The 21,344-nt window shown below is 50.4% G+C and carries 21 protein-coding genes; 3 read left to right on the top strand and 18 right to left on the bottom strand.

What is annotated here, in order from left to right; all coding sequences use genetic code 11:
• Window positions 1–229 precede the first annotated feature (229 nt).
• The 11 genes from ACZF99_RS12495 to ACZF99_RS12445 form a co-directional block, all read right to left on the bottom strand.
• Window positions 230–1,264: a Cfr family 23S rRNA (adenine(2503)-C(8))-methyltransferase gene (locus ACZF99_RS12495; RefSeq protein ID WP_483612234.1), complete on the bottom strand. Its 1,035-nt coding sequence runs from the start codon at window positions 1,262–1,264 to the stop codon at window positions 230–232.
• A gap of 139 nt (window positions 1,265–1,403) precedes the next feature.
• Entirely contained in the window at window positions 1,404–1,529 is a 126-nt protein-coding gene (locus tag ACZF99_RS12490) for a hypothetical protein (RefSeq protein ID WP_483612232.1), read from the bottom strand.
• A gap of 41 nt (window positions 1,530–1,570) precedes the next feature.
• Window positions 1,571–3,049 carry an Lsa family ABC-F type ribosomal protection protein gene (locus tag ACZF99_RS12485; protein ID WP_483612230.1) on the bottom strand — a complete coding sequence of 493 codons (1,479 nt, stop codon included), beginning with the start codon at window positions 3,047–3,049 and terminating at the stop codon, window positions 1,571–1,573.
• Window positions 3,050–3,339: 290 nt separating this feature from the next.
• Window positions 3,340–3,981, bottom strand: coding sequence for an HAD family hydrolase (locus ACZF99_RS12480; protein WP_483612228.1), 642 nt, complete (start codon window positions 3,979–3,981; stop codon window positions 3,340–3,342).
• Between the two features lie 30 nt (window positions 3,982–4,011).
• Complete coding sequence (locus tag ACZF99_RS12475) at window positions 4,012–4,623, bottom strand: DUF1349 domain-containing protein (protein WP_483612226.1); 612 nt, start codon at window positions 4,621–4,623, stop codon at window positions 4,012–4,014.
• A 75-nt stretch (window positions 4,624–4,698) separates the two neighbouring features.
• Window positions 4,699–5,484, bottom strand: coding sequence for an IucA/IucC family C-terminal-domain containing protein (locus ACZF99_RS12470; RefSeq protein WP_483612224.1), 786 nt, complete (start codon window positions 5,482–5,484; stop codon window positions 4,699–4,701).
• Window positions 5,450–6,274 carry an ABC transporter ATP-binding protein gene (locus ACZF99_RS12465; RefSeq protein ID WP_483612222.1) on the bottom strand — a complete coding sequence of 275 codons (825 nt, stop codon included), beginning with the start codon at window positions 6,272–6,274 and terminating at the stop codon, window positions 5,450–5,452. The genes ACZF99_RS12470 and ACZF99_RS12465 overlap by 35 nt, the downstream gene beginning before the upstream one ends.
• A gap of 14 nt (window positions 6,275–6,288) precedes the next feature.
• Window positions 6,289–7,332: a FecCD family ABC transporter permease gene (locus ACZF99_RS12460; protein ID WP_483612221.1), complete on the bottom strand. Its 1,044-nt coding sequence runs from the start codon at window positions 7,330–7,332 to the stop codon at window positions 6,289–6,291.
• On the bottom strand, window positions 7,329–8,342 hold the full coding sequence (locus tag ACZF99_RS12455) for a FecCD family ABC transporter permease (RefSeq protein ID WP_483612219.1): 1,014 nt from the start codon (window positions 8,340–8,342) through the stop codon (window positions 7,329–7,331). Before ACZF99_RS12455 ends, ACZF99_RS12460 begins: the two co-directional genes overlap by 4 nt.
• Window positions 8,343–8,346: 4 nt before the next feature.
• A complete protein-coding gene (locus ACZF99_RS12450; protein ID WP_483612217.1) occupies window positions 8,347–9,360 on the bottom strand; it encodes an ABC transporter substrate-binding protein in 1,014 nt (337 codons plus the stop codon).
• Between the two features lie 236 nt (window positions 9,361–9,596).
• Complete coding sequence (locus ACZF99_RS12445) at window positions 9,597–11,993, bottom strand: polyprenyl synthetase family protein (RefSeq protein WP_483612215.1); 2,397 nt, start codon at window positions 11,991–11,993, stop codon at window positions 9,597–9,599.
• Between the two features lie 164 nt (window positions 11,994–12,157).
• On the opposite strand from ACZF99_RS12445, the gene ACZF99_RS12440 reads away from it, so the two are divergent.
• Window positions 12,158–13,081 (top strand): serine/threonine protein kinase, encoded by a 924-nt coding sequence (locus ACZF99_RS12440; protein WP_483612213.1) that lies wholly within the window; start codon window positions 12,158–12,160, stop codon window positions 13,079–13,081.
• A gap of 289 nt (window positions 13,082–13,370) precedes the next feature.
• On the opposite strand, the gene ACZF99_RS12435 is transcribed toward ACZF99_RS12440, so the two are convergent.
• From ACZF99_RS12435 to ACZF99_RS12410, 6 genes are all read right to left on the bottom strand, one after another.
• Window positions 13,371–14,018 (bottom strand): FusB/FusC family EF-G-binding protein, encoded by a 648-nt coding sequence (locus tag ACZF99_RS12435; protein ID WP_483612211.1) that lies wholly within the window; start codon window positions 14,016–14,018, stop codon window positions 13,371–13,373.
• 254 nt (window positions 14,019–14,272) lie between these two features.
• On the bottom strand, window positions 14,273–14,935 hold the full coding sequence (locus ACZF99_RS12430) for a carboxypeptidase-like regulatory domain-containing protein (protein WP_483612209.1): 663 nt from the start codon (window positions 14,933–14,935) through the stop codon (window positions 14,273–14,275).
• Window positions 14,936–15,015: 80 nt separating this feature from the next.
• Window positions 15,016–15,507, bottom strand: coding sequence for a hypothetical protein (locus tag ACZF99_RS12425; protein ID WP_483612207.1), 492 nt, complete (start codon window positions 15,505–15,507; stop codon window positions 15,016–15,018).
• Window positions 15,508–15,556: 49 nt separating this feature from the next.
• On the bottom strand, window positions 15,557–15,964 hold the full coding sequence (locus tag ACZF99_RS12420) for a hypothetical protein (protein WP_483612205.1): 408 nt from the start codon (window positions 15,962–15,964) through the stop codon (window positions 15,557–15,559).
• Between the two features lie 176 nt (window positions 15,965–16,140).
• Window positions 16,141–16,581 (bottom strand): GreA/GreB family elongation factor, encoded by a 441-nt coding sequence (locus ACZF99_RS12415; RefSeq protein ID WP_483612203.1) that lies wholly within the window; start codon window positions 16,579–16,581, stop codon window positions 16,141–16,143.
• A 451-nt stretch (window positions 16,582–17,032) separates the two neighbouring features.
• Window positions 17,033–18,466 carry a helix-turn-helix domain-containing protein gene (locus tag ACZF99_RS12410; RefSeq protein ID WP_483612201.1) on the bottom strand — a complete coding sequence of 478 codons (1,434 nt, stop codon included), beginning with the start codon at window positions 18,464–18,466 and terminating at the stop codon, window positions 17,033–17,035.
• A gap of 413 nt (window positions 18,467–18,879) precedes the next feature.
• Here ACZF99_RS12410 and sleB point away from each other — a divergent pair, with 413 nt between their 5' ends.
• Complete coding sequence (sleB, locus tag ACZF99_RS12405; RefSeq protein WP_483612691.1) at window positions 18,880–19,470, top strand: spore cortex-lytic enzyme; 591 nt, start codon at window positions 18,880–18,882, stop codon at window positions 19,468–19,470.
• Between the two features lie 141 nt (window positions 19,471–19,611).
• Window positions 19,612–19,989: a collagen-like protein gene (locus tag ACZF99_RS12400; protein ID WP_483612199.1), complete on the top strand. Its 378-nt coding sequence runs from the start codon at window positions 19,612–19,614 to the stop codon at window positions 19,987–19,989.
• Between the two features lie 51 nt (window positions 19,990–20,040).
• Here the strand turns inward: ACZF99_RS12400 and ACZF99_RS12395 are convergent, their stop codons facing one another.
• Window positions 20,041–21,291 (bottom strand): Nramp family divalent metal transporter, encoded by a 1,251-nt coding sequence (locus ACZF99_RS12395; RefSeq protein WP_483612689.1) that lies wholly within the window; start codon window positions 21,289–21,291, stop codon window positions 20,041–20,043.
• Between the last annotated feature and the right edge of the window lie 53 nt (window positions 21,292–21,344).

Below are 21,344 nucleotides of genomic sequence, written 5' to 3'. Positions count from 1 at the left end.
AAACGCGCGAATCAAGCTCTCAACTGGAGCTGGCACTCGCGCGTTTTTAAATATCGAGGCTTTGCCGACCGATTGTTGTATTTCATACAACATTATAGGGTAGATTGGGCCTACTGCTGTATTATTGTTGTATTTTTTACAACAATCCGGCCTCGAACGCCTTGGACTCGGTTAAATTGTTGTACAATTTACAACATTTCATCCCCTCACCCGCCTTGGCAGCTCTGCTCTATTGCTCCGCCCCATACAACTGACCGCAGGCCGCATCGATATCGCCGCCGAATTGGGTTCGGACCGTCACATGAATCCCTTTGGATTTCAGGATACGGACAAATCGGTTCACAAGGGATCGATCGGATGACTCATAATGTTGGGGCGTTGCATCCGTCGAATTGTAAGGAATCAAATTGACATGATAGAGGTGCTCCCCTTCTCCTCGTCCTCGCAATAAGGATGCCACCGCTTCCGCATGTTCCGGAGAATCGTTGACCCCCCGCAGCAAAATGCAGGCAATATACACCTTTCGCCCCGTTTTCCTAATATGGCGATCAAGTGCGGACAGCACCTCCTGCAGCGGAAACCGGTCGTTAATCGGCATCAACTGACTGCGCTGCTCATCGAACGGCGAATGCAGCGAGAATGTCAGATTCACTTGCGGGAACTCATCCCCGAGCCTTTGGATTCCCGGCAAAATGCCGATCGTGGAAACCGTGATTCTTCGGTGACCTAACCCGAATAGCTGCGGGTCGGTCAGCAGATGGAGCGCGTCAAACAGCTGCGGATTAGCCAGCGCTTCCCCCATCCCCATGAAAGATACGCTGTCCAAGGGATATCCGCGCAAGTGGAATTCCAGCAACTGATCGGTGATTTCATCCGCCGTCAGGTTCCTCCTTAACCCCATCGTCCCGGTGGCGCAAAACCGGCAGCCAAATCCGCAGCCGCACTGAGAGGAAATGCAATAGGATTCCCACCCGCGCCGGTAACTTAAGCGGACCGCTTCTACGCGCTCTCCCCCGTCGATGGAGAATAGAACCTTATGGACTTGACTCGAGCTTTTCTCCAAAATCGGCGTTATGCCGGAAACACGCTCTCCAATCTCCCTCCTCAGTACTTCGCGCAGCGGTCTCGGCAGCAGGGTCATTTGTTCGAAACTTGCGATTCTTTGCTTAAAGACGGCGTCCATGATTTGCCGGTATCGATAATCGGGTTGCTTCAAACTTTTTAACAGCTGCCCGATTTTTACGTATTTGTTTATAGGTTTCATCGTGGTTTTCTCCTTTAAACCGGAGAAAAAAACGCCAAAAAATACCCCGATGGGACGGAGCTTTTTTGGCGTCACTTCGAACCAAGCGATATCGCGAAGGTATGAGAGGTCACGTTTACTCGAACGCTGTCTCTCACCGCTAGGAATCCCTGTAAATCGCCGGACAAAGCTCCGGTCTTCGTATGGTTTTGATTTGAACCGTGTCAAGGGTCAAGTTTTTTGACAGGTTCACTTGATCATCTGCGACTACCAACAAATCCTTCATGTTTTTCATCCTCCTAAATTGATGAGTGTCCTTGGTGATCGTTACAGTTGAATCCCTTTCGTGGCGATGTTCTCGCAAAATTCCCGGTCATGCTCAACGAACAAAATCGTAGGCGCATACGCCAGCAGCAACTCTTCGATTTGCATGCGGGAAATGATGTCGATGAAATTCAGCGGTTCGTCCCACACCAGCAAATGCGCTTTTTCGCAAAGACTCTTGGCGATCAGCACCTTTTTCTTTTGGCCGCCGCTGTAATCCGCGATATCCTTCTCAAACTGCAGTCTGGAAAAATCCAACTTTCGCAAAATCGCCTTAAACAAGCTCTCGTCTATGTCATGCGCTCTGGCAAAATCGGTCAAGTTCCCTTGCAGCCGCGAAGTGTCCTGGGACACATAGGAAACTTTCAATTGACTCCCCTTGCGGATCGTTCCCGTATGTGCGAGGTTCTCGCCGCAAATCAGCTTCAGAATGCTGGATTTGCCGGAGCCGTTCCGCCCGGTAAGCGCAATCCGGTCTCCTGCCTCGACCGTAAAGCTGATATCGCGGCAAGCCCGCTTCTCGCCATAATAAATCGAAACACGGTCAAGCTCCGCGAGCTGGTGTTTGTGGTAAGGCAGTTGCGCGATTTTTAAACTTTCCGAGGTTTCGATATTTTTGAGGAGCTGCGATTTCTCCTCGATGGCCGCTTGCTGCCTCTGCTCGATCGATTTGGAACGCTGCATCATCTTGGCCGCTTTATGGCCAATGTAGCCCTTATCTACCTTTGAGCCGGAATTCCGCGTACCGTTTTTCGTCTTCTCCACTTCATGCGACCAGTTGCTCGTTCGCCTCGCCGCTTCCGACAAGCGTTTGACGTCTTTCCGCAGCCTTTCGTTTTCGGCCAGCTCGTAGTTGTCCTGGCGCCTTTTATTTTCCCACCAAACGGAGAAGTTGCCCTTCTGAATCTCAATATTCGTCTTATTGATGGACAGGACGTGGTCGACGCACCGGTCCAGAAAAGCTCGATCATGAGACACCAGAATAAACCCGCTTTTGCGGTTTAAATAATCGCCGACCAGTTCCCGCGCCTCCATGTCCAGATGGTTGGTAGGTTCGTCGATCAGCAGGAAGCGGTTTTCCTTCAGGAATAAAGCCGCCAGCATCACTTTCGTCCGTTCCCCGTTGGATAAGGTGTCGAAAGGCCGGTACAAAACGTCGTCGGATACCTGAAGCAGGGTAAGCTCGCGCACCAGCTCCCACTGGGCGTAATCCGGAACGATGTCCTCCACGACATCCAGCGTGTTGTATTCTTGATGTTTAACCTCGAAAGGAAAATACTCGAAACCGACATCCGCGGAAATATGCCCGCCGTATTCGTATTTGCCCATCAGCAGATTAAGGAAAGTCGTCTTGCCTCGTCCATTCCTCCCGGTAAACCCCAATTTCCAATCGGTATCGATTTGGAAGCTGACGTTCTCGAAAATGTTGTCGTAAGTGCCGTCGTAGGCGAACGTCAGGTTCGTGACTTTAATTAATGACATAAAACAATCCTCCCGCAAAAAAAAATTGAGCCGCAAGAAAGTTACTTTCTCGCAGCTCAATTCAAATACGGCAAATCCGACCCACGTGTCGTGTCGGTCAGATCCGAAATATTCCGCTGGAGTGAAAAGAATAAGTAACTTTCTTGCCTACGAAAGATAAAACATGCGAAAAATCTTCGCTTTTCCGTTTTATGTTTCTTAGCAAGAAAAATCCATTATCCTTTTCATCTCCCATCGTTTTAATTACAGAAATCTTATCACATTCCGCGGAAGATATCAACAAACCGTTGTTAAAGCTCCTTGACGCTTATAGCTTGGATCGATTTTACGGTGAAATCAGCCGCCGACAGATCTTGATTCCCGGAGTTTGGATTCACGAAACCGATACATTTCATGCCCGCGTTTTTTGCTGCCGCCACCCCATGTTTGGCATCTTCCAGGGCATAGCAATGCTCAGGCTCCACGTTCATCGCTCTCGCGGTTTCCAAGTATACGTCCGGAGCGGGTTTCCCTTTCTGGACCTCCTCCCCGCTCGTAATGCACGCGAATTCATGCAGCAAGCCGAATTTGCCCAACACCTTTTCAATAAAAACTCGAGGGGAGGATGAGGCCAGACCGATCGGAATGTTATTTTGGCGAAGCTCCTGAATAAGCTCCCGAATCCCGGCAATCGGTTCCATCTCCGTTTCATCCAAATAAGCGAGTTTTTTCGTTAATTGCAAATGAATCAATTCCTCAACCGACTGCGGCAATCGATATTCTTCCTTGATGAGTTTCCACATTTCCGGATTGGTCATTCCTACGTACTGCTCCAGCTTTTCTTTACTGCAGGTGACGCCGATGGAATGTAACGTATAGAGATCCATTTCAAAATGCATCGGTTCGCTGTCAATGATAACGCCATCCATATCAAAAATAAAGGCTTTCAGCATGCGTTACTCCTTGTGTTGTATTTTTTCGTATTACGTTTCTGGAATCGGAGGATCCGTATGGAGATCCTGATCCTGCTCGGCAAAAGCCCAGCGGGTAAACGTGACCTCCAGGCCGTCCCGAGTCGGCGAGCATGTGAAGGGACCGGCTTGATTCCCGGAAAGGTAAGGGAACCGGGCCACCCGGACTGTACGCCAGGCATGGCGATTCGTGCGCGCCCGGATAATGACGGCATCCTTCATAAGGGAAGCACGGATGGTGACCTCTTCTCCCGCCCAGTCGGGCACCGCCGTTAAGGACCAGTCCGAATACCCGTCCGTGACTACGGCGGACAATTGGGGGATTCCGTCGTTGATTTCAATCCCTGCTTTGATCCACTGCCCCGGTCCGTGGTATAACAAGATGCCGGCTTGGTCATACAACTCGGTGAACGTCGTCAGCAAAAAGGACGCCTCCACCGCTTTGTCCGTTGGCCAGTCGGTAAGCAGAGCCGCGCCGTCTTCAAATTCAAAACCGTAAAGGGTCTTCTTCCAAAAATCCTTACCTTTTTCCGGAATGACCTTTAGCTGGCTCCCTTCCCGTCTGACCGACAACGGCGGGTTTAACCAGTTCCCTGTTTCCCAATCCAAAATGGTGTTGGACATCGAACGGCTCCTCCTTATGAAAATCCTCTCACGTATATATTCTGCTTATGTTTCCATATCCCTGCAAGGTAAAGCTTAGGATGTCCTCTTGGGGCATGTCGAACAGTAATCGGCCGGTTCGTCCGACGTTAGATAATAGAAACAACAGGTCTTGCGCACTCTTAACGGTTTCTCGTAACCGCTCCTGAACACTTTGGGGCTGTCGAACTGCTTCAGCGGATTCCGCGATTCGCCGAATAAGCGGGGCGGCGCTTCATGGAGCAGATAGTGATAATCCTCCTCCATCCGCCGCTTCTGCTCGGGATTGGCCCCTTCCGCAAATTTCTTCTCGTATAGCCAGTAGACATAAATGGCCGTATTTTCCCATAACACCGCTTTGGAAATTTTGACCGTTTGGGAAACGGCGGTCCATACCCGCGACAAATTACCGGCAAACATCCGTTCGAACACCTCGAATCGCCATTCGTCGCGCCGCTCTGCCGACGGCTCGCTGACCTGCCAATCGTTGAGCCGCGCCTTGGGCAACCAGGCTTCCCCCTGGTAGCTCGACTCGATCCAGCCGTTCGCAAGCTCCAGGTTCAGCCCTTTGTTGAAGCGGGACATCGCGTATAAATTGGCGGCAATGACGAGGAAGGCGTACCGTTTGGCGAACAGCGATACGGCGGCGGTTTGCGAATCGGTCTTGAATATACCGCTTACCCCGCGAAAATAGTTCAAGCTCTGCTCCGGATCCAGCAAGTCGGCAAATGGAATGGAGAACGCCCGATCGGCGGAGGGTTCCCGGGTTAGCCGGTAGTCGGCGGCCAATGCCTGAAATTGATCCGGCTCAAGCCAAGTGGTCGTAGTGTTGTTGTTCTTCATATATATTCCTGCCCCTCCCATGTGGAATGCATAATGGCGTGCCGAACATCGGGTCGACGGCAATCTCGCAATCCATTCGAAAGACGGTTTGGACCATCTCGCGGGTGACGATATCTTCCGGCCGTCCCTGAGCGTAAATGGATCTGTCGTTGACGGCGACGATATGATGGGCGTAACGGCAGGCCAGATTCAAATCGTGCAGGACCATTACGATCGTGCGATGCTCCTGCTCGTTCAATTCGAACAGAAGATCAAGGATCTCGATCTGGTGACTCATATCGAGATAGGTCGTTGGCTCATCGAGCAGCATCATCTCTGCGCCCTGGGCGAGCGTCATGGCAATCCAGGCTCGCTGGCGTTGCCCTCCCGACAACGCGTCCACCGGGCGGTCCGCCAGTTCCGTCAAACGCGTGGACTGAAGCGCAAGGCGAACCCTACATTCGTCTTCGCGCGACCATTGCTTCAGCCAGCTCTGGTGCGGGTATCTTCCCTGTCTAACGAGTTGGCTTACCGTCAGGCCTTCCGGTGCGGAAGGGCCTTGCGGCAAAATGGACATCCGCTTTGAGATTTCCTTGGTCGGCAGCTTGGCAATCTCTTCCCCGCTCAGCAGCACCGCGCCCGAACGAGGTTTCTGCAAGCGCGCCATCGTCCGCAGCAACGTCGATTTCCCGCAGCCGTTGCTGCCGATCAGGACCGTGATTTTTCCCTTCGGTATCGTCAAATTCAAGTTCTCGATCACGGGCTCCGCCCCATAAGTAATGGTGAGGTCTTGGGCTTCCAAAATGCTCACGGTTTTCCTCCTCTTCAATATTGGTTTCGGTTCTTGAACAGCAGGTATAAGAAGAAGGGCGCTCCGACTCCCGCCGTGAACACCCCGGCCGGAACATCCAGCGGCAGAAAAGCGGTTCGTCCGATCAAATCGGCCCCCAGCACGATCAGAGCTCCGATCGGCGCCGATGCAAGGAGCAATCTGCCGAACAAGGGACCCACCAACCTTCTGGCGATGTGCGGAGCGATCAGACCGGCAAAGCCAAGCGTACCGGCGACGGATACCGCAAATCCGGCAAGCAGCACGCTGCACAAAAGAAGCCCGAGCCGTTGCCGCTTGACGGCAGCGCCAAGCCCGGTGGCCAGCTCGTCGCCGAACGCCTGCGCATTCAGGCTGCGTGCAAGCCATAGGGCCAGCGGCACAACAATCAGAATCACCGGAACCAGGGTGTATACATCGGTCCATGAAGCGCCGTACACGCTGCCCGTCAGCCAGATGTAGGCTTGCCCGGCGATGAAGAACGGACTCAGGATCAGCATGAACGTGGTGCCGGCGCCGGTAATGGCGGAAATGCCAATTCCGATCAGCACCAAGCGAATCGGAGTCACCCCGGATTTCCAGGCCAACGCATAAATGATTAACGATGTCGCGAGGGCGCCGGCGACCGCGAATACCGGCAACAGCTTGATGCTGATCGCGCCGCCCAGCAGCGTGACGAAGCCAACCGCCGCTACCGCCGCGCCGCCGGTGATCCCGATGACATCCGGGGAGGCCAGCGGATTGCGGATGATCCCCTGCAGGATGGCGCCGGACATGCCAAGCGCCGCCCCGACAAGCAGGGACAACAGCACGCGCGGCAGCCGGAGCGTGAGCACGACGAAATCGTACTCCCCCGCGTTAAGCCCCAAAATCGTCCTGAGCACATCCAGCGGCGAAATCAGATCACTGCCCATGCTGGTTCCGACCACCGCGGCCATGAAGACGAGGAGAATCAGCACGGCGATGGCCATCACCGCCTTACGCTCGATGTGAAAGGATACCGCTTCTTTCTTTGAGCGAACCACGAGCGTTTCTTTCATAACTTCGTCCCTCCCTTGCGGGCGATATAGACGAAGAAAGGTCCGCCGATCAGCGCGGTTACGACCCCCAGCGGGAGTTCCTCGGGCAGGATTATCAATCGCGCGAACACATCGGACCATAGCAGCAGCAGCGCTCCCCCAAAGAGAGAATACGGGATGAGCCAACGGTAGTCGTTCCCGACCAGAGCGCGCATAAGATGGGTGACGACAAGGCCGACGAGGCCAATGGAGCCGGCGACGGCGACGGAACCTCCGGCAAGCAAGACAATCACGGCCCCCATGAGCGTTTTGACCAACAGAACGTTCTGCCCCATGCCTTTGGCGATGTCATCGCCGGTCGTAAGCAGGTTAATCGCTCGGCCCATGAACAGGGCTACAACGGCAGCCACCGCCATATACGGCAGCACCGGGTATAACATCTCCAGCGTTCTCCCGCTGACGGAGCCGGCCAGCCAGAACAGCACATCCTGCAGTCCGGTCCCGTTTAGCACGAGCATCCCCTGCGTAAATGACGTAAACAAGGCAGAGATCGCCGTACCGGCCAGAACGATTTTGATCGGAGTTAAGCCATCCCGACCGACGGAGCCAAGCGCATATACGATCACCGCTGCGATCGCCGCACCGGCGAAACCGAACCACATCATTGTGGTTAAGGAGGACACGGACAGCAGCACAATCGCCAGCACGATGAAAAAAATCGCTCCGGCATTGATCCCGAATACGCTCGGTGAGGCCAGCGAATTGCGGGTCAAGGCTTGCATGAGCGCTCCGGCAACCGCAAGCCCGGCACCTACGACGGCGGCGATGACCGTCCGGGGCAGCCGTTCGGTATGAAGCACGATATGTTCGACGGACTCCTCGTCATAATGCCGGAAGGCCTCCACCGCCGTGGACAACGTAATTTCCGTACGTCCCCATATCATGCTGGCGGTAAAAGCGGCCGCAAGTAAGACAAATAGCGCCGCGAGTCCCCATATTTTCGATTTCTCTTGTGCAAAAAGCGGAAACATGTCCTCACTCTTTCAACTCGAAATATTCGTACAGGTCATCGAGCATCATATGGGCCGTTTTGTAGCCGCCGGCACTGTTCCATGCCACTTCGTCCACCTGAACCAACTTGCCGTTTTTGACCGCGTCCAGGTTGGTCCAGAGCTTGCTCTTGGTCCATTCTTCGTAATTTTTCTGAATGGCCGAGGTATCTGTACCGGAATTAAAGTTGAAGATCATGTCCGCGTTCATGTCCGGAATGCTCTCTTTGGAAGCAAGTTGAACGCCCCAGGTTTCCTCATCATCATGTCCGGGAGGTCTCGTAAATCCAAGTTCCTTGAGAATTCTCCCCGCATAACCCATGTAGAAAATCCGCACCTGATCCGCCCTGAAATTGGTAATCGTCGCTTCGATCGGCAAGCGGTCGCCCATTTTCTGCTTGAAGTCGGCTACTCTCGCCTCCCAATCGGCGAGCAGTTGGTCGGATTTGTCTTGGACGTTCATCGCCTCTCCTGCCTTCGCCAACGTTTCCTTCCAGTCATAAAGCGTTTCCGTCACGACCGTCGGGGCGATTTGCGACAGCTGCTCATAAATATCTTCATGCCGCGACTTCGTGGCTAAGATCAGATCGGGCTGGAGCTTATGTATTACTTCCAGATTCGGTTGCGTCTCCTGGCCAATGACCGGAACCCCTTCCAGATCGGCCCGCAGATACTCATATACGGGCTGCTGAACCCAGGACTCCACGACGCCGACCGGTTTCACGCCAAGCGACACGACCACATCGGTAGCTCCTTGGAACAACGTTACGACTTTTAGCGGCGTTCCTTTGATCTCGGTTTCGCCCATCGCATGCTGGACAACGCGGCTATCTTCCCCGGTGCCTGTGTCCGTACCGCTGCCCGCCGTCTGATTCGTACCGGCGGCCGCGCCGGCCTGGCTGCCGGTATTGGCCGTCCCCCCGGCTCCACAACCGGCCAATACCGCAATCATCACTAGAAGTGCCGTATAACTAAGAAATATTTTCCTGAATTTCAACATAATAACCTCATTTCCTCCTTTATTCTTTCCTAATTGATATTGATTATCACTATCAACTAGGATTGTAATCGAGAGGGAACCGTTTATCAAGCATTTATTTTAAATTTTAGCCAACGAATTGAGCGTATCGCACCAAGTCCAGCACCTCATGAAGAAGCGCCCCTTTCGCTATGGAAGGAGCGCTATAATAGCAAATTATACCAAGCCTGCTTAGTATAAGGGACTAAAAAAGTCCGTTAACTTTCCCGGTTGATGATGTAATTGAGCAAATGCTTCAAAAATACGGGGGAACGCGGAAGTTCTTCGAGCGCTTCCATCGCCAGGCAATAATGCTCCCACATCGCTTGGCTCGCTGCGTCCGGCCCCAGCACCGTCACATAAGTCGAGCTTTCGTTCTCGACGTCTTTTCCCGCGGGTTTGCCCAGCAAACGCTGATCCCCTTCCCTATCCAGCAGATCGTCTTTGATTTGAAAGGCGATGCCCGTGTGGTAGGCGATTTTTTGCAGAACGGCAATTTCCGTTTCCGGAGCCCGGGCTAAAATAGCCGGCGCCACCAAACAGGCTTCAAACGCAATGCCCGTTTTGTAGAAGCACACCCGGTCGAGTTCCTTTACGGTCAGAATCTTGCCTTTGGCATTCAAATCCATCGCTTGCCCTATGCAAATCTCCCCGGCCTTCCGGGATAAATATTGCAGCAGCGCAAGGACGGACTTGCTATCGAACCCCTTCATGGATGCCTGCTCTTCAATCGCCTTCTGGATCAGGAAAATGCCGGTCAACTCGGCAATTGCGCTGTTATGCACCTCGTGTAAGGTCGGGCGGCCGCGGCGAGTCGCCGAATTGTCCTGGGAAGGCAAATCGTCGAAGATCAAGGAAGCCGTATGCATGTATTCCAGCGCCCGGAACAGCGGCGATAAAGCGGTTTGCTCCAGGCCGTACACCTGCACCCCCATTACCCAAGCCAGGATCGGACGGAGTCGCTTCCCGCTACCTTCCAGGCTGTAATTCGCCGTATCGACCAGCAGGCGGTCGGCCTCCGTTGAAGGCGACGTTGTACCAGAGACACGCAGTAACGCATTGATGTGCAGACGGGCGGTTTTGACGAGTTGGACGAACGCCTCCTTCTCTTGGCGGCTCGTTCTCATCGTAGCCAGCAACTGGTCCCGCAGCCATTTGTCGTAGAAATCCACGTCCACCGCACGACGGACCAGCAGTTGGATCAGCTCCTCAAGCTCCGGGTTGCCCAACGAGAAAACCGCCATGACTTCGTTAAAACGCTCCTCGCCGACTCGCCTTTGATATCGTTTGAGTCCATTGACGGCGCGAGCCAAAATGATCTCACGGGTTTGGGGCTCCGAGCGGTAGACGTGGTGGATCAAATGGGAAATGACCGCCCAGTACAGTTCAAACGGGTTAATGAGGTCGGGCCGTGCGTGCCGATAGGTCAAATAATACGTATAAGGCGTGACCGCTCCGGTCTTCCGGTCGTCGGCCATGTCGGCAAAGTCGTCGGCAAGCTGATTGTACAGGCCATAATAGAAAACGCGCTGGTCGAAACCTTCATCCTGCGGAGCGGAAATCACGGAGCGAACGATAAGCCGTGACGAGGCCGACTTTAAGATGATCGGCAGGTACAACGCTTCGTTGGAATAATGCGGATCATCCAGCGTTTTGCAGCGGTCGGCATCTTGAGATTCAAAAAATACATACGATTGTTCAAAAAAAACCTCCTGCGTCTCCCGATTCTGATATCCGCGAATAAATTCATACGCCTCTCGGAGTTCGGCATGGATAAATCGCACCATCTCTTGATGGTTTCCGGTCCAATCCCCGAGTTCGGGCACGATGCCCGTTCGGATCGTTTTCCGAATCATTCGCGAATATTGTTCCTGCTCATCGGCGTTTAAAGCACCGGAATCCAGCAGATCATCGATAAACGGATAGGTCAGTCCGTAATAATACCCCAGCTTCAGTGCCTCTCCCAGCCGTCGGGACCGTTCCACGGAACTCGCCTGGCCATCCATCTCGTCCATGACGTGTATAACGACGCCAAAGATAATTTTGATCAGCTTCCGTTCGGCCTCCTCGGCATTCATCTCCGGAGGCAGATGAGCACTGACGCCCTGTAGCCGCCCCATGACCCAAATCACGGCCTCCTCCACGCCCTCGCGCTGGGCCCAGCGGTATAGCGAAGCCGGACTCAACCATTCCATTGCGGGAGCCCCGTTTGGAGCTTCATCGTGGCGAACGATCTGCCGCTTCAACTCGGCGATCAGGCGCTGAATCTTCGTGCGAGTTCGCGGATCCGACAAATCCTGTCCCAGATCCCGCAGATACATATAGGAAACGCTCCGCTCCAAATAAGCGTCCAGTTTCCCGGTACGAGCCAACCATGCAAGATATCGCAAGCCTTCCGACGAATCCGGCGGTTTGCCGCCGCGAAGCCGGAACGGGAGCAGCGTCCGATGCGGAAGATGTTTTCTTTTCCACCCCTTCAAATCGTCGAGCAGCAGAGGCACGTAGCTCTTCGAGCGGACGTGATCCTGCAAAGCCGCCCAATAATCCTTCGCCTTGTTTTCGGCCCGTTGATACCACCTGTCCGCCAGTTCCGCATTTGCCTTTATTATCGTCATCCTTGCATCCCTCGACTTTTGAATTTCCGTTTATTCAAATTTGATATATTCATATCATACAGAATCATTATCCTTTATAATAGTATAAAATCAGGCGGTTCAAAAACGTCAATGGTCTATGTTCGACCTGGACCAAAGTCTAGGGATAACCGGGAGGGGCGGATATGCGGTTAATAAGGTTCATCAGGTCCTTCGGAGCGGCATGGAGGGATTATCCGGCGGAGCCGAACACGTTGCTGGGAGGACGCTATCTTCTGAAGGAAGTGATCGGTGAAGGCAGTTACGGGATCACTTACCTGGGCATCGACCAAACCGATGAAAATCCTGTAGCCGTGAAGCAAGCCAGGCCCAGCAAAGGCCCGTTAGCCCGGCAATTGCTGGAGAAGGAAGCGCGGATCCTGCAGTCTCTGAATCACCCGCGGATCCCTGCTTGTAAAGATGGGATGACGATCGGCCGCCAAACTTATTTGGTGATGTCCAACTTAAAGGGAGCAACGCTGGAGGACTTGATCTTTGAACAAGGTCGGCGATATGGAGAGGCGGACTGTGCGCGAATCACGCTGCAACTGCTAGAGCTGGTTCGTTACCTCCACCAAAGCGGGGTCGTTCATCTCGATTTGCGTATTCCCAACATCCTGCTGCATGAAGGAGACTTGAGCGTCATCGATTTCGGATTGGCACGGGCGATCGGTGAACCCCCGTTCAGGATTCCATCGATCCGGCCGTACCGGCGCGCAACCGACACTGATCTGGAAGTCTCCCGCTTAACATCCCTGGCGGAACCGCAGTCCGACCTGCTTGATGTCGGTCATTTTATGCTGTTCCTGCTCTACTCGACCTTTGAAACGCCCCGGCCCGCCCTTGGCGCCAAAGAGCAAAGCTGGCAGGAAGAGTTATCGCTTTCCGCCCAATTGACCGAAATTATCGAACGCCTGCTTCAACTACGGGAGCCTTATGCGGACGCCTCGGAAGCAATGGAGGCCTTGCGAGCGCTCTTGTCCCCGCCCGTTGATCGCCCGGTTTCTTTTGTGTCCAACAACGAATACAATAAAATGCAAGCAAATCAAATCCGAAAGGTAGGTTTTTGACATGCTAAGAAGATTCCTCAATAAATTACTTCATTCCGCATCGCATAGCCATCGAAGGCATTACAGCAGCTCGGCCAAGCCTTATGGAAGGCGCTACAGCAGCAGCCACGGATACGCGCGGCCAAGGAGAGGTTCCTCCTCCGATTACAAGCACCGCCGCCACGGCCATATGGGCCAAGGATATTATAAATCCAGGAGACACAGTTCCAGCTAGTCGATTCAGGGACGATTCCCCTGTACAACAAACAATTAAGGCTGCCTATCCAAGGCAGCCGTTTCTGATTTTACGTTATTTTTTGACGTATTGAATGAACTTCTCCAATGATTCGGTATTGGTGATACTTTGATTACATCCTAAACTTTCCTTACATACGTATTGGCCAAGTGAAGAGAAATGATCCGGCGAAGCATAGGCAGACTTGGTCTTAACCGTGATGAACGCAAGTTCTTGGTGCCGATTGCAGAACAAGCAATACCCTTTCTTATGCGTCGGCGTTATTCTCCCCTCGATCCCGATGAACTTTCCTTCGAACGGATAGACCAAAAATAATTTGTTCGTGGCAATATCGACCCAGCTCAGATACGTCACATATCGAAAGTCGATGGATGACAGATCAGGTACCTTAAGCTTTTTGACTTTAGGGAACAGCTTCTCGATCTGTTTCACTGTAATCGGCGGAAAAGGCACCAGATATGGTTCTAATCCGCTAAGATATCTCTGGAAATCATAGGCCGACTCCAAAGTCGAAATTCGTCCCAGCATCTGCTTCTGATCTTCGGCCAGCGTTGGAAACGATTCGATAATGTTCGTCACGGCACGGAATCTTACGGTTTCCAGAACGCTTCGATCCGCGACGGACCGCAGTGTTTTCAGAAGGAAATCAGCTTGTTTCTGAATCACATTAAATTGATGGTTTCTAATAAATGGTGTACTCATAGCTTTCAGCCCCTTATTTTAATGAATCGTCATAAGGTGCAAAGCCATTATTAGAAACGATAAAATGAAGTTTGGGCGATCGAATCCATTCTTATCGCACCCTCACGCAAAGTATCGCCCTAAATCAGGCTTTGCATGAGGACTTCCTAGCAAATGAGCAATTCGGCATTGCCATCTGTAAAACCCCCAATCCCTTTTCATACGAAAAAGTATATCAACAAGTCGCGGGGGCTGCAAATGAATTCACTTGATTGTTAAGATGAGGTTACGGCTTGTTTCCAATAGGTCGTCCCCTCCCCCAACTCGCCAGTTTCACTATCTTTTAGAGTCAGGTCGATTCTGTTGTATTCGTAAATGTTTACTTTTTCATCCAAGCTTACGTGAACCAAGTAGGCGTACATATGAAGCCCGTCTCCGTATTCTTGCACTTTGTTGATTTGATAGATGTCTGATTCTTGGCCATTAATGAATACCCTAATATCATCCGTTGTTAAGTTGGGGGCGATATCGATCCTCTTTTTCGCAATTTCCGTTTTCTGATTTTCCAGGTAAGGTACTGCTCTTTTTAAACTCATCGGCCTAAAATAAAGCATTAATTGAGGAGCGGCGCGTAAAATTTTGAATGCAATGAGAGAATAAATTTCCAATCCATCGATTCTAGGGTTAATCTCCAAATCCTGATAAGCCGGTAAGTTCCATGCCCAATATTCTAAATAATTTACTTTATAATCTTTGCAAGCGTAAAAGGCATAGTAAAGTCCCCGATTCAAAACGAGTTCGAATTGTCCCAAATCGTTGGTGTATGTATGGTTTAGTTCTTCAAATCGATCATTAAATACTTGAACGATAGCTCCTGAGAGTGGATTGCTTTGAAAATCCGTTACTTTACCGAAAATTTTAATCGTTTCCGAACTCATCAAGACATCACCTCAAAAGATCTTCTGATTCTTCTTCATGAATTAACCTACACTCCGCCACTGTTGTTCACCAGCTTTCATTAAAACCTAAACTCTTCAATTTTTTTAATGCCGGTTTCGAGCCTGGTCCTGATTTGCTCGATATCCTTCCTTATCGTTTCATAATGATCATCCGCAGCCGGAATTGACTGATATAAGGTTCTTACATTCTCCAATTCTTTATAGGCTTCAAAAATATAACTTTCCAGAGGCGTTGGAAGCTGAGCGATTAGTTGGGAGTTCATTAAATAATGAAACGAGAAAAAAGAAATTGTATTCGCATCAGCCCTTTCTCCTTCTAAAATATCCACTTTTGAACCCTTACCAAGAACCCGATTAAGTTTAATAACTGTTTCAAGATTTTTTCTTAATTCTTTTCTTATGCGATCGACGTTCTCCTTAAGTAAAACTTCATGATTTCGGTTTACGGATAACTCATGAGCTTCATCTCGCCATCTAGCAATTCTAATAACGATCAGCCCCCCTACGATAATCGCAAGTATATTAATGCCCAGTTCCTTTATAACCTCCATCTTTGAGCCTCCTAAATACTATCCATCATGTGACATTAAACACTGTCAGTTACCAAAATTTCCACCATGGGACGTTTAATTTTCGGACTTCCTCGGCGTCGATCTCAAGCCCGTCGAATTTACATCCTGTCTCATCGGCAGAGATCATCAAGATATCCGCCAGTTCTAAAAATGCCTCCAAACTTAATCTGCTTACGGGAGTTTCAAGTTCTACGAGATAGGTTGCCTCCTCCTCATTCTTATATAAAGTGGCATCAAAGTCCTCTTGATATTTTGCTTTCAGTTCTTCTGCGTTTTCACAGGAATCAGAGACAAGGAGCGCTTTAATTCGCCCTTTGTCTCCCGTTTTGATTCCCATATCACAGAGTTGCTGCCATAGTGATTTCGTAAGCTGATGTTGTTTGGATCTTTCGATAGAATCAACTTTTTCAATTCCCGCATAATATTGCAAAACCATCCCTCACGCTCTATGTAATATTTTGCGATTCCATCTATGCGCCGTAACTACGGATACCGAACCCTTTCCTACATGAAATCCCCCCAGCCTTAGATAGGCTTATATCTTAAGCTGGGGCGTTCATGTCTAAGCTTTATCTACGAATATACAATTCGTGTATTTTCCCTATTCAAAAGTCAATTCAAATCGCCGCGATTTACAAATTTAATATGTTCTACCTTCACCTTGGTCTCCCCCGAAGGGATAACCAGGGTATACGTTTCCTCGGTGCGCGCCATAAGCAATTGAAAAGCTAAAGGAGATAGGAATGAGATCAAGTTCTTATCGGGATCAGCCAAATTGGGGAATACGATCGTGAACGATTCCGATGAACCGTCATCCAGAAATTTCAAGTCCAACCAGCTTCCGATTAAGGCGACGTCATGGATGGCTTCAAGATCATTGACAATCCGTTCCAGCGTTGAACAATATTCAGATAAGGTCTTCTCGACGATACGACGCATCCGATTCCGCTCCGGGAAATGCTGATCCAGCAGATTCATTTTCTCTTCATCCAAATAAACCAGCTGCTGAAGAAGTTGCGTTCGGGAAAGCTGATCCAAGGAACTAGGGTTCATAGTAGATTTCTCCCCCTTCCCGAAGAACACCGCGCACAGTAAAAATAACACTTCTTACCATATAAATCCCTCCCATGTAAATAGAGGTTTCCTAAATGGAAACCTTCAAGTTAGTGTACCAAGCATTACCAGCTACTGCAAGCGACAGGAAACTGGTTTCTCCATCTTCTATATGTTCTCCGGGAAATGAATCTTTTTCCATATCATAAATCATGGACTCCAATGGCTTCAGTTATAATTACATCTATTATTTTTCAGTATTGTTCTAAGTATTTCTCGATTAAATCCGCTTTTTCCTTTACGCGAATTCCATGGAGGAAATACATCTCCCAGACCCGGAATAACCGCTAACCGCAACTACTAAAGGTTTTTGCATCTACACCATTCCTTATAAAAGATTTCAAGTACTTACCTGAAAATTGTCCAAGAAGCTCGAATTGTTATCTAAAACTTACGAGTCAAGCCAAGCTCTTAGTTCTTTAACTGCCGAGAAGTCAAGTTTCTCGATTTTCCTTATCAAATTCTCAAGCTCTTCCCGCTTTGTCTCGTCACGTAGACATTTGTACCCATCCATTGCGTTTATGCCTCCTGCAACCCCCCAGATTTGCCAACAGGTATCGTGTATTTCGTTATAAAGGTCCGCAATTTTATGGAGATGTTCATCGTTTTCCGCTGTTTCGTGCAGGAAACTCCCGAGATAACATCTTGCTTCAGCGTGATTACCAACCAAATCATGGTGAAACTCATATTTGTCGCGCAACTCATCGTCGCTCATTGATTTATAGGCCGGGTCTGCGACGTATTTGGCCCAAGCGTCATAAGCTGTCGCGCCGGAGTATAGCCCATCCAATTCATTTGCTGTTGTTATGGCAATGCCGCGCCGGATAATGTCTTTTAAATCAGTCTTTGGCTCTTTTTTATCTCTGCATAATACGATTTTCCATATGTCAGTATACCAGTCGGATTTACGGAACATTCCGTTGTTTTCACAGTCGGCGGGATGGTAGGATTGAAAATGACTCCAGCCAAAAAGCGTGTCACCGCCGCTATCATAGCCGCATACAATCGAACATTCTGGTGGCCCCACAATGCCGAAGGCAAGCACGGGCTTGCCCGCATCAATGCTTTGGGTTATTAAACTCTTCATTTCGTTAAAATTCGAGGCTGTCTTATCCACGATCTCGCAGTTGTAACCAACATAGTCGAATGCGTAAAATAGGGTTGCGTTATGATCATTTACTTGCGTCAAATCGAAACTGCTCGGACAATTCTCTTTATGCCAAAGGAGTCCGAAAGCCATCCCGGTTGCGGCCAAAATCGCATCATATAGCTTACGTTTGGTGTAATCACGGTTATGGGCTTGGATAGTTTGCCACCTCGCATCCTCTCCAATGTACTCCATCAATGATGTCATACAAGCGGGCAGGGCAAAGCTTTCCGGTGAACGCATATCATTTTTTAGATTTTGAAGAAATCCTACGCTCCTTACGTCAAGTTTTACAGACATGTTGAATCCTCCTTGAATATTGATTTGAATGGTAATCGGGTTGAACGTTTTTAACCGTTCCCGTGTCCGTATGGACGAAGGAGCTGCACCATGAAATCGAAAAAACGCTTTCGAAAAACTTTCAGGCGTTTCGTAATGGTATTTAAACGCCACATCAATCACTTTTGCTTTTCCCCTGAACAATTCTTGACCAGCGAGCGACAGTCTTCTGTTGCGGATATATTCGCTAATAGAAAAACCGGTGACCACATTAAATACTTTTTGGAAGTAATCTTTTGAGGAATGAATGTTATTGGCAACGTCCTCAACACTGATGGCCTCCAATAAATTTTCTTCAATGTAATTAATGGCTTTCTGAATATCGTCGATCCAATACAACTCACATGACCTCCCGCTCAAACAAATGGTAACCTGTTTATTAAGAAAATTCCTGTCATTATACGACTTTATCTGTCTATAGTACATTACATGAAAATGAAACCTTCATCATCTTTAAGCTTCCTGGTTCCCATTCCTCCGCAACTTCGTCCCATTTCATATGCCATATTGATTTGCCAAAAATCGTCTTTACAGTTTCGCAAATATTTCATTACTAGTAAATTTGACGATAATGATCGCATTCCTTTTTTTGAAAAACGAATGCTTATGTTAGAAGCATTTCTCCTATGCCAAATGTTGTGGGTTGTCTCGTTCCCGGTCTCCTCCTACAATGTGTATTGGAAAGGAGGCCATTCGAGATGAAGACATTCCGAGGATTCCTTTTGCTTGCAATCCTGGCATTCAGCTTAGGGATGTTTAGCGAAACGACGCATGCGGCCGCCGGCACGCTCAAGGTGGGCAGCACGGGCGGCGATGTATGGGATCTGCAATACCGACTTAAAGCGTTAGGAATTTTCAATCAACAACTGACCGGTTACTACGGATCGCATACCCAAAAAGCAGTTAAAACCTTCCAGGCGAACTATGGGCTCCAGATCGACGGGGCGGCAGGTCCTCAAACGCGGGCGGCGCTAAAAAAATATTCGCTGAACCAAAGCGAGATCGATCTGTTGGCCAGAGTGATCTACAGTGAGGCGCGAGGCGAACCCTATACGGGACAGGTGGCCGTCGGCGCGGTTGTCATGAACCGAATTCAATCGCCGCTGTTTCCCGATACGATTAATGGCGTCGTATTTCAAGCCCGCGCCTTTACGGCGGTTGATGACGGGCAAATCTGGCTTACGCCGGACAGCACGGCTTACCAAGCCGCATTCGATGCGGTCAGAGGCTGGGATCCATCGTACGGCTCGCTTTATTATTTCAATCCGAAAACGGCCACAAGCAAGTGGATTTGGTCAAGGCCGCAGAAGCTTCAAATCGGAAATCACATCTTCACCGGTTAATCGATAGCTTTACCTCACGGGATCATGCCTTTGCCGCAGGGTCCTGTTTTGATATGAAGCACATTTGAAGGTGTCCCCGCACGTCCTCTCCGCGAATGCATATGATGATTATGCCTACTTATCGAAAAGGAGCGATCACATATGGGATTTTTTCCATCACCGGGACCCGGCGGGGGATTTCCGGGATTTCCGGGCGGGCCCGGCATACCGGGGGGTTCGGGGTTTCCAGGGGGAGGGCCAGGGGGATTCCCGGGGACTCCGGGAGGCGTTCAAGCGCCGACATCTCCCCCGCCGCCATTTGTCCCGCAAATGCAGATCGGTACATTTGCCATCGACCCCGGCGGGATCAGACCCTGCTTATTTCGCAACACCTACATTTGGCTGAACAACGGCGAGCAATTCTGGTTCTTTCCGATCTTCGCCGGACGCACTTCGATTGCAGGGTTCAGATGGTTCGGGTTCTTCTGGGGATACTTCGGCATCGATTTGAATCGGATTCGCTCGTTTACGTGCTTCTAAGACGGAAGGCGAAAGAGAATCAACCTGCGGGTTGTTCTCTTTCGCCTTAGTTTAAATAAGCACCTGCATGATCAAAAACAGATTTAATCCGACTACCAAAGCGGAGATGCTCCAGCCTAAAGCGGTCGTTAATCGGCGGTTCACCAAACCTCCCATGATCCGTCGATTGGACGTAAACATAATAAGCGGGATTAGGGCGAATGCGATGCCAAACGATAACACAACCTGACTCATGACCAAAGCGCTGGTCGGATTGACGCCGGAAATAATGATCGCGAGCGGAGGAATCGTGGTAATCGCCCGGCGAACGTACAGGTTGATACGCTTGTTGATAAATCCCTGCATGACCACGTCCCCAGCCATTGTACCTACCGAAGAACTGGATAATCCGGCAATCAGCAGGCCAAGTCCGAAGGAAACCGCGGTAACCGGTCCGGCAATCGTACCGAATTGGTGAAAGGCAACGTCCAAATCCTCAACCACCAGCCCATTTTTGAAAAGCAGCCCGGCGGACACGACCACCATAGCCATATTTACGGCTCCGGCAATCAACATGGCCAGCACGATATCGATGAATTCCAGCTTGAAAATTTTCTTCTTCTCCGCTTCATTTCGGCCGACGATACGGTTTTGCGTCAACGAAGAGTGCAGGTAAATCGCGTGGGGCATCACCGTCGCCCCCAAGATGCCCGCGGCCAGCAAGACACTATCCACTCCGTCAAACCGCGGGGTAACCATGCCGGCGCCCACTGCGCCGAAATCCGGATTCGCCGCGATAACCTGGAACGCAAAAGCCAGCACGACGATCAATACCATCGCGGCGATGCCGGCTTCAAGCGAACGATAGCCGCGGCGCTGCAGCTCCAGGATCGCAAAGGAACCGAGCGCGGTGATAATGGCCGCAGGCAACATCGGGATCCCAAACAACAGATATAACCCTAAAGCCGCCCCGATAAACTCAGCCAAATCCGTAGCGATAATGACCAGTTCGCTCTGAATCCACAAGAAAATCGAAACGCCTTTCGGAAACCGATCATGGGCGATCTCAGGCAGGTTTTTGCCGGTGGCAATGCCCAGTTTGGCAGATAACGCTTGAATCAATACCGCCATTAAATTGGAGGCGAAGATGACCCACAGCAAGAGATATCCATATTTGGACCCCGCCGTGATGTTCGTTGCAAAATTGCCGGGATCGATATAAGCAACCGCTGCGATGAACGCAGGTCCAAGAAACGGCAATAGCCGTTTCAGGCCTTTCGTTCGGCCGTCCAAAGCGGCCTGCGCGGACGATGGGTGATCCATCCCATTTGAAGCTAGTTGAGTGGGTTGCTGCGCAACACTTTGTTCCATCATGA

The organism is Paenibacillus sp. JL3B1040 (assembly GCF_057063165.1).
This window is presented reverse-complemented; position numbering and strand designations above follow the sequence as displayed.

What these genes read in the sequence shown, in the direction of transcription:
- ACZF99_RS12495 (WP_483612234.1), bottom strand. Translation starts at nt 1,264, where the DNA reads ATGAAACCTATAAACAAATACGTAAAAATCGGGCAGCTGTTAAAAAGT.
- ACZF99_RS12490 (WP_483612232.1), bottom strand. Translation starts at nt 1,529, where the DNA reads ATGAAGGATTTGTTGGTAGTCGCAGATGATCAAGTGAACCTGTCAAAA.
- ACZF99_RS12485 (WP_483612230.1), bottom strand. Translation starts at nt 3,049, where the DNA reads ATGTCATTAATTAAAGTCACGAACCTGACGTTCGCCTACGACGGCACT.
- ACZF99_RS12480 (WP_483612228.1), bottom strand. Translation starts at nt 3,981, where the DNA reads ATGCTGAAAGCCTTTATTTTTGATATGGATGGCGTTATCATTGACAGC.
- ACZF99_RS12475 (WP_483612226.1), bottom strand. Translation starts at nt 4,623, where the DNA reads ATGTCCAACACCATTTTGGATTGGGAAACAGGGAACTGGTTAAACCCG.
- ACZF99_RS12470 (WP_483612224.1), bottom strand. Translation starts at nt 5,484, where the DNA reads ATGAAGAACAACAACACTACGACCACTTGGCTTGAGCCGGATCAATTT.
- ACZF99_RS12460 (WP_483612221.1), bottom strand. Translation starts at nt 7,332, where the DNA reads ATGAAAGAAACGCTCGTGGTTCGCTCAAAGAAAGAAGCGGTATCCTTT.
- ACZF99_RS12455 (WP_483612219.1), bottom strand. Translation starts at nt 8,342, where the DNA reads ATGTTTCCGCTTTTTGCACAAGAGAAATCGAAAATATGGGGACTCGCG.
- ACZF99_RS12450 (WP_483612217.1), bottom strand. Translation starts at nt 9,360, where the DNA reads ATGTTGAAATTCAGGAAAATATTTCTTAGTTATACGGCACTTCTAGTG.
- ACZF99_RS12445 (WP_483612215.1), bottom strand. Translation starts at nt 11,993, where the DNA reads ATGACGATAATAAAGGCAAATGCGGAACTGGCGGACAGGTGGTATCAA.
- ACZF99_RS12440 (WP_483612213.1), top strand. Translation starts at nt 12,158, where the DNA reads ATGCGGTTAATAAGGTTCATCAGGTCCTTCGGAGCGGCATGGAGGGAT.
- ACZF99_RS12435 (WP_483612211.1), bottom strand. Translation starts at nt 14,018, where the DNA reads ATGAGTACACCATTTATTAGAAACCATCAATTTAATGTGATTCAGAAA.
- ACZF99_RS12430 (WP_483612209.1), bottom strand. Translation starts at nt 14,935, where the DNA reads ATGAGTTCGGAAACGATTAAAATTTTCGGTAAAGTAACGGATTTTCAA.
- ACZF99_RS12425 (WP_483612207.1), bottom strand. Translation starts at nt 15,507, where the DNA reads ATGGAGGTTATAAAGGAACTGGGCATTAATATACTTGCGATTATCGTA.
- ACZF99_RS12420 (WP_483612205.1), bottom strand. Translation starts at nt 15,964, where the DNA reads ATGGTTTTGCAATATTATGCGGGAATTGAAAAAGTTGATTCTATCGAA.
- ACZF99_RS12415 (WP_483612203.1), bottom strand. Translation starts at nt 16,581, where the DNA reads ATGAACCCTAGTTCCTTGGATCAGCTTTCCCGAACGCAACTTCTTCAG.
- sleB (WP_483612691.1), top strand. Translation starts at nt 18,880, where the DNA reads ATGTTTAGCGAAACGACGCATGCGGCCGCCGGCACGCTCAAGGTGGGC.
- ACZF99_RS12400 (WP_483612199.1), top strand. Translation starts at nt 19,612, where the DNA reads ATGGGATTTTTTCCATCACCGGGACCCGGCGGGGGATTTCCGGGATTT.
- ACZF99_RS12395 (WP_483612689.1), bottom strand. Translation starts at nt 21,291, where the DNA reads ATGGATCACCCATCGTCCGCGCAGGCCGCTTTGGACGGCCGAACGAAA.